Annotated in this window: 5 protein-coding genes and 1 pseudogene; 1 reads left to right on the forward strand and 5 read right to left on the reverse strand. The window is 66.8% G+C overall.

The genetic code is table 11. The features are described from left to right. Positions 1-64: 64 nt before the first annotated feature. The 5 genes from ilvC to BJG92_RS16695 form a co-directional block, all read right to left on the reverse strand. Complete coding sequence (gene ilvC, locus BJG92_RS16675; protein ID WP_232085095.1) at positions 65-1,090, reverse strand: ketol-acid reductoisomerase; 1,026 nt, start codon at positions 1,088-1,090, stop codon at positions 65-67. An 89-nt stretch (positions 1,091-1,179) separates the two neighbouring features. After that, positions 1,180-1,692, reverse strand: coding sequence for an acetolactate synthase small subunit (gene ilvN / locus BJG92_RS16680; protein ID WP_232085096.1), 513 nt, complete (start codon positions 1,690-1,692; stop codon positions 1,180-1,182). 2 nt (positions 1,693-1,694) lie between these two features. Further along, positions 1,695-3,596 carry an acetolactate synthase large subunit gene (locus tag BJG92_RS16685; protein ID WP_232085097.1) on the reverse strand — a complete coding sequence of 634 codons (1,902 nt, stop codon included), beginning with the start codon at positions 3,594-3,596 and terminating at the stop codon, positions 1,695-1,697. Positions 3,597-3,915: 319 nt separating this feature from the next. Then, positions 3,916-5,634, reverse strand: coding sequence for a dihydroxy-acid dehydratase (ilvD, locus tag BJG92_RS16690; RefSeq protein WP_232085098.1), 1,719 nt, complete (start codon positions 5,632-5,634; stop codon positions 3,916-3,918). Between the two features lie 129 nt (positions 5,635-5,763). After that, positions 5,764-6,702, reverse strand: coding sequence for a LysR family transcriptional regulator (locus BJG92_RS16695; protein ID WP_232085099.1), 939 nt, complete (start codon positions 6,700-6,702; stop codon positions 5,764-5,766). A 146-nt stretch (positions 6,703-6,848) separates the two neighbouring features. On the opposite strand from BJG92_RS16695, the pseudogene BJG92_RS16700 reads away from it, so the two are divergent. Then, a pseudogene (locus BJG92_RS16700) lies at positions 6,849-7,052 on the forward strand (hypothetical protein); the annotation flags it as partial.

A 7,052-nucleotide genomic window follows, 5' to 3' on the forward strand; every position in this document is an offset into this window, starting at 1 on the left:
GGCCGCATAAAAGCAGGGAAGCCGGACCCCAGGGCTGGTGTCCGGCTTCCCTGCCGGTCAGTGCCTAGCGGGCCACTGAGCCTTCGGTGTAGTCGTCCTCGTTCTTGATCCAGGAGAACAGCTTGCGCAGTTCGCGGCCGGTGGCCTCGATCGGGTGGTCCTCGCCCTTTTTGCGCAGGGCCTTGAACTCAGGGGCTCCGGCGTCCTGGTCGTCGATGAAGCGCTTGGCGAAGGTGCCGTCCTGGATGTCCGCGAGGACAGCCTTCATGTTCTCCTTCACGTCCGGGGTGATCACGCGCGGGCCGGAGACGTAGTCGCCGTACTCCGCGGTGTCAGAGACGCTCCAGCGCTGCTTGGCGATGCCGCCTTCCACCATGAGGTCCACGATGAGCTTGAGCTCGTGCAGCACCTCGAAGTAGGCAACCTCGGGCTTGTAGCCGGCCTCGGTGAGGACCTCGAAGCCGTACTGGACCAGCTGGGAGGCGCCGCCGCAGAGGACAGCCTGCTCGCCGAAGAGGTCAGTTTCGGTCTCTTCGGTGAAGGTGGTCTCAATGACGCCCGCACGGGTGCCGCCGATCGCCTTGGCGTAGGACAGGGCCAGTTCCTTGGCCTTGCCGGACGGGTTCTGCTCGACGGCGATCAGGTCCGGCACGCCCCGGCCGGCTTCGAATTCGCGGCGGACGATGTGGCCCGGGCCCTTGGGGGCAACGAGGGCGACGTCGACGTCTGCCGGGGGCTTGATGTAGCCGTAGCGGATGTTGAAGCCGTGGCCGAAGAACAGGGCGTCGCCCGGCTGCAGGTTCGGGGCGATGTCCTCGGCATACACGTGGCGCTGGACCTGGTCCGGGGTGAGGACCATGATGAGGTCGGCTTCGGCGACGGCGTCCGCGACGTTCAGGACGCGCAGGCCCTCGGCCTCGGCTTTGGCACGGGACGCGGAGTCCGCCTTCAGGCCGACGCGGACGTCAACACCGGAATCGCGCAGGCTGAGGGCGTGGGCGTGGCCCTGGGAGCCGTAACCGATGACGGCGACGGTGCGGCCCTGGATGATCGACAGGTCGGCGTCGTCGTCGTAGAACATTTCAGTCACTGGGGTGTCTCCTTATGAGTGGATTCGTGGGGTGTTGCGGGGAAAACTGGTGTTGGAACCGGGGGTGGCGCGTTCAGGCAGCGGCCGCCCTAGGCGCTGCGCAGGGCCCTGTCACTCATCGAGCGGGATCCCCGCCCGATGGCCAGCGAGCCGGACTGCACGATTTCGCGGATGCCGAAAGGCTCCAGCACGGAAAGCAGCGCCGTGAGCTTTTCGGGGTGGCCGGTGGCCTCAATGACGACCGACTCGGTGGAGACGTCCACTACTGAGGCGCGGAACAGGTCTGCAGCCTGGGTGACCTGCAGCCGGGTTGCGGCATCCGCCCGTACCTTGACCAGGATGTGGTCTCGCTGCACGGAAGATTCGGGGGTGAGCTCGACGATCTTGATCACGTTGACCAGCTTGTTCAGCTGCTTGGTGATCTGTTCGACCAGCTCGCCGTCGGCGTCGACGACGACCGTCATCCGGGACATGCCCGGAACTTCCGTCGGGCCGACGGCCAGGGAGTGGATGTTGAAGGCGCGGCGGGCAAAGAGGCTGGCCACGCGGGTCAGCACGCCGGGCTTGTCTTCGACCAGAACGGAGAGTGTGTGGCGGGGCATGGTCAGTCCTCTTCTTCCCAGTCGGGGGTCATATTGCGGGCAACCTGGATCTGGTCGTTGCTGACCCCGGCGGGGACCATCGGCCACACCATGGAGTTCGGGCTCACGACGAAGTCAATGACCACGGGGCGGTCGTTGATCTCCAGTGCCTTCTGGATGGTGGCGTCGATGTCCTCGTCGCGTTCGCAGCGGAACGAGGCGCAGCCGTAGGCATCCGCCAGCTTGACGAAGTCCGGGATCCGGACCGTGTCGTGGCCGGTGTTGAGGTCGGTGTTGGAGTAGCGGCCCTCGTAGAACAGGGTCTGCCACTGGCGCACCATGCCGAGGGAGGAGTTGTTGATGATGGCAACCTTGATCGGGATCTTGTTGATCGCGCACGTTGCCAGCTCCTGGTTGGTCATCTGGAAGCAGCCATCGCCGTCGATCGCCCAGACCACCCGGTCCGGGTCGCCGACCTTGGCGCCCATGGCGGCCGGCACGGCGTAGCCCATGGTGCCCGCCCCGCCGGAGTTGAGCCAGGCATGCGGGCGTTCGTACTTGATGAACTGCGAGGCCCACATCTGGTGCTGTCCGACGCCGGCGACGTACACGCCCTCAGGGCCGGTGAGCGCCCCGATCCGCTCGATCACGCGCTGCGGGGCGCTCAGGCCGTCGTCCGGTTCGGTCCAGCCGAGCGGATAGGTCTCCTTGAGGTTATTCAGGAAGACCCACCAGTTGGTGAGGTCCGGTGTGCCGGAGGCCGCGAACTGCACGCGCAGTGCCTCGCTCAGTTCCGGAATGATCTCCTTGACCGATCCCACGATCGGGACGTCGGCCGTGCGGTTCTTGGAGATTTCGGCCGGATCGATGTCCGCGTGGATGACCTTGGCGTTGGGGGCGAAGGACTTCAGGACACCGGTGACCCGGTCATCGAAGCGGGCGCCGAGCGTGATCAGCAAATCGGACTGCTGCAGCGCGGTCACCGCGGACACGGTGCCGTGCATGCCCGGCATGCCGACGTGCTGCGGGTGCGAGTCGGGGAAGACGCCGCGGGCCATCAGGGTAGTGACCACCGGCGCGCCGGAGAGTTCGGCGAGCTCGCGCAGTTCCGCGGAGGCGTGCGCCTTGACCACACCGCCGCCCACGTAGAGCACGGGCTTGCTGGCCGCCGCGATGAGCCGGGCGGCTTCGCGCAGCTGCTTGCTGTGCCCGCGGAGCACCGGGTGGTAGCCGGGCAGGTCGATTTTCGGCGGCCAGGAGAAGGTCATCTGACCCTGCTGGGCGTCCTTGGCGATGTCCACGAGCACGGGGCCGGGACGGCCGGTCGAGGCGAGGTGGAAGGCCTCGGCCATGACGTGCGGGATCTCGTTGGGGTCCGTGACAAGGAAGGAGTGCTTGGTGATCGGCATGGTGATACCGACGATGTCCGCTTCCTGGAAGGCATCGGTTCCGATGACTCCGCTGGCGACCTGTCCGGTGATGGCGACCATCGGCACGGAGTCCATGTGCGCATCCATGATGGCGGTCACGAGGTTGGTGGCACCGGGGCCCGAGGTGGCGATGCAGACGCCGACCCGTCCGGTGACCATGGCGTAGCCTTGCGCGGCGTGGCCGGCTCCCTGTTCGTGACGGACAAGAATGTGGTTCATTCTCGAAGCCATCAACGGGTCATAGGTGGGCAGGATAGCGCCGCCTGGCAAACCAAAAATATCCTCCACGCCGAGTTCTTCGAGCGAGCGGACGATTGCTTGTGAGCCGGTCATCGCGGTCGGGGGTACGACGTTGTTCGGCCCAAGGACAGCAGAGACGGCAGCAGCAATGTCGACGGCGGCGTCGGCCGGCCGTTCGACGCGTTCCGGAGCCTTGGGGCCTCCAGCGGACTTTGCGGCCATCAGCGCGGGGCTGATCGGCGATCCTTTGCTCATCGGACTCTTCCTTTGTGGATCTTCGGTTGGATCTTCAGTGATCTGGTGGTGCGGAAATAAAAAAACCCCTCAGCCGGAAGGCTCTTCGAGGGGTTCGCGCGTGACGGTTCGTTACCAGTGAAGGCTATGGAGCCACGCGCTTGGTAAGGACGACGGAGACACCTGCAGCGGCGCCAGCGGTAACGAATGCGATCATGCAACCAGTTTTCCCTCTGAGTGAGACGGGTGTCAACGCGCCCGCCCGCTGTCTCACTATCTGGACAACACTGTCCACGGACTGGGACCCGGGAGGGGCTCACGCCACCTCCCGGAACCTGGATCACCCGCAGTAGGCGCCGGTGGAGGCGCTGTGGACCAGCTTGGCGTACTTTGCCAGCACACCTTTGGTGAACTTAGCGGGCAGCGGCTCCCAGCCGGTCTTGCGCCCCTGGAGTTCGGCCTCGTCCACGAGCAGGTCGAAGGTCCGCGCCGCGATGTCCACGCGGATCCGGTCGCCGTCCTTGACGAACGCGATGGGGCCGCCGTCGGCCGCCTCGGGGGCGACGTGGCCGATGCACAGGCCCGTGGTTCCGCCGGAGAAGCGGCCGTCGGTGAGCAGCAGGACGTCCTTGCCGAGGCCGGCGCCCTTGATGGCGCCGGTGATGGCGAGCATTTCGCGCATGCCCGGCCCGCCCTTGGGCCCCTCGTAGCGGATGACGACGACGTCGCCGGCAGTGATCAGGCCCTTGTTGAGCGCGTCCAGGGCGCCCTGTTCGCGCTCGAAGACACGGGCGGAGCCCTCGAACACGTCGGCGTCGAAGCCGGCGCTCTTCACGACGGCGCCTTCCGGTGCCAGCGAACCGTGCAGGATGGTGATGCCGCCCGTCTTGTGGATCGGGTTGTCCATGGCGCGGAGGACTTTCCCGTCGGGATCCGGCGGGTTGATCGAGGCGAGGTTCTCGGCAACAGTCTTGCCGGTGACGGTGAGGCAGTCGCCGTGGATCAGGCCGGCGTCGAGCAGGGCTTTCATGATGACCGGCACGCCGCCGATCTTATCAACGTCGGTCATGACGTAGCGGCCGAACGGCTTGAGATCGCCCAGGTGCGGGATCTTGTCGCCGATGCGGTTGAAGTCCTCCAGGCTGAGGTCGACTTCGGCTTCGCGGGCGATCGCGAGCAGGTGCAGCACGGCGTTGGTGGAGCCGCCGAAGGCCATGGTGACGGCGATGGCGTTCTCGAAGGCCTTCTTGGTGAGGATGTCGCGGGCCGTGATGCCGAGGCGGAGCAGGTTGACCACGGCCTCCCCGGACTTGTGCGCGAAGACGTCGCGGCGGCGGTCCGCGGAGGGCGGGGCGGCGGAGCCGGGAAGGGACATGCCCAGCGCCTCGCCGATGCAGGCCATGGTGTTGGCGGTGTACATCCCGCCACAGGCACCTTCGCCCGGGCAGATAGCCCGCTCGATGCGGTCCAGGTCCCCGCGGCTCATCTTGCCGGCGGCGCAGGCCCCCACTGCTTCGAAGGCGTCAATCAGCGTGACTTCCTTTTCGGAGCCGTCCTCGAGCTTGACCCAGCCCGGCATGATCGAGCCGGCATAGAGGAAGACCGAGGCGAGGTCCAGCCGGGCGGCTGCCATCAGCATGCCGGGCAGCGACTTGTCGCAGCCGGCGAGCAGCACCGATCCGTCGATCCGCTCGGCCTGCATCACGGTTTCCACCGAGTCGGCGATGACTTCGCGGGACACCAGGGAGAAGTGCATGCCCTCGTGGCCCATGGAGATGCCGTCGGAGACCGAGATGGTGCCGAACTGCATCGGGAAGCCGCCGGCCGCGAAGACGCCTTCCTTGGCGCCCTGGGCGAGCCGGTTCAGGGAAAGATTGCAGGGGGTGATTTCGTTCCACGAGCTCGCCACACCGATCTGCGGTTTGGCGAAGTCGTCGTCGCCCATGCCCACCGCCCGGAGCATCCCGCGCGACGGTGCAGCGTGGATGCCGTCGGTGACCACCCGGCTGCGGGGCTTGATGTCCGGCGTGGTGTCTGGTGTTTGGGTGTCCGCACTCATGGCTCAAAGTCTAGGGCGCCGCCGCTGGGCGGAACGACCCGAAGCGGAGCATTAAGCGGAAAGACGGGAATATTTCGATCAAATAGTGGACTGCCGTCTCACCTGATGGAACCAGCCGCCCGTCCCGGCTCAGTTTACGTGGGCTGCGTCACAAAGTTCCGGAGCTTCGGCGACGGCCTGCGCCTCGGCCTGAAGCAGGCCCAGCACCTGTTGGATGGTGGTCCGGGCGGCGACGTCGGGACGTGCCAGTGCCACGATGCTGCGGCGTGCCTTGACTCCGGCCAGGGGCCGGAGGACGAAGCCCCGGCCCTGGTTCTTGAGTGCGGTGTAGCGCGGCAGCAGGCTCAGGCCGTGCCCGGCGCTGACGAGCGCTTCGAGGACGCGCAGATCCGGGTAGAGCTGGGCGCGGACGGCACGGGAATCGGCCTGCACCTCGATCTGGCGGAGCACGGTATCGAACGGGAAGCCCTCCGGCACGCCCATCCAGGGGAAGCCGATGACATCTTCCGCGTACAGGGTGGCCTTGCCTGCGAGCGCATGCCCCTCCGGGATCGCGACGTCGAGCGGCTCGTCCAGCAGCGGCACCACCGTGAGTCCCAGCCGGGCGAAGACTTCGGGGCCGTCGACGCTGTGTGCCAGGACAATGTCGTAATCGGCGGTGAGGCCGGCGAAGCCTGCGACGTTCGGGTCTTCGAAGTGCGCCTCGAAGCGAAGGCCGTCAATGGCCTTGACCCGGTGCAGCAGTCCCGGCAGGAACATTTCGGCGGCACTGGGGAAGAATGCCGCCTTGACCTGCGTCTGCCAGCCAAGCCGGTAGGTGTCAACCGTGGCCTCCGCCCTCGCCATCGCGGTGGCGACCTCGGCTGCGGCTCCGGCCATCGCGAGGCCCGCCTCCGTGAGCCGGACTCCCCTGCCGGATTTCTCCACCAGGACGACGCCGAGTTCCTCCTGGAGCGTCTTGAGTTGCTGCGAGACGGCGGAGGGCGTCACGTTCATGGCCTCGGCGGTGGCGCCGACGGTGCCGCGGTCGGCCAGCTCCCGGAGAATCCGCAGTCTCTTGAAATCCATGCACCGAGGCTACAGTGCCTGGCCTCCAGTGCTGGACAGCCGGCTCGGGGCGGACGTACCGTCAAAGCAGCGGCAACCCCGGCTCTAAAACTCGCCCTGGAAACCCGCCTTTGGAAACCCTGCCTTCTGGACAGAAAGGTTCCGCTATGGACTGGATCATTTGGCTCATCGTCATCGTGGTGATTGTCGCCATCGTCTGGTGGCTGCTGAACCGCAACAACGCCCGTGCCGGATCGGGATCAGCCGGCGCCGGGACCGTCCCTGCGCACGCTTCCTCCCCTTCACCCCCGCACGAGGACAGCGGCGACGCCAGCCACCGCGGGGCGGCGGCCGGCGGCGGGGCGGCCGGC

It is taken from the genome of Arthrobacter sp. SO5, from assembly GCF_020532805.1.
Taxonomy (GTDB): domain Bacteria; phylum Actinomycetota; class Actinomycetes; order Actinomycetales; family Micrococcaceae; genus Arthrobacter.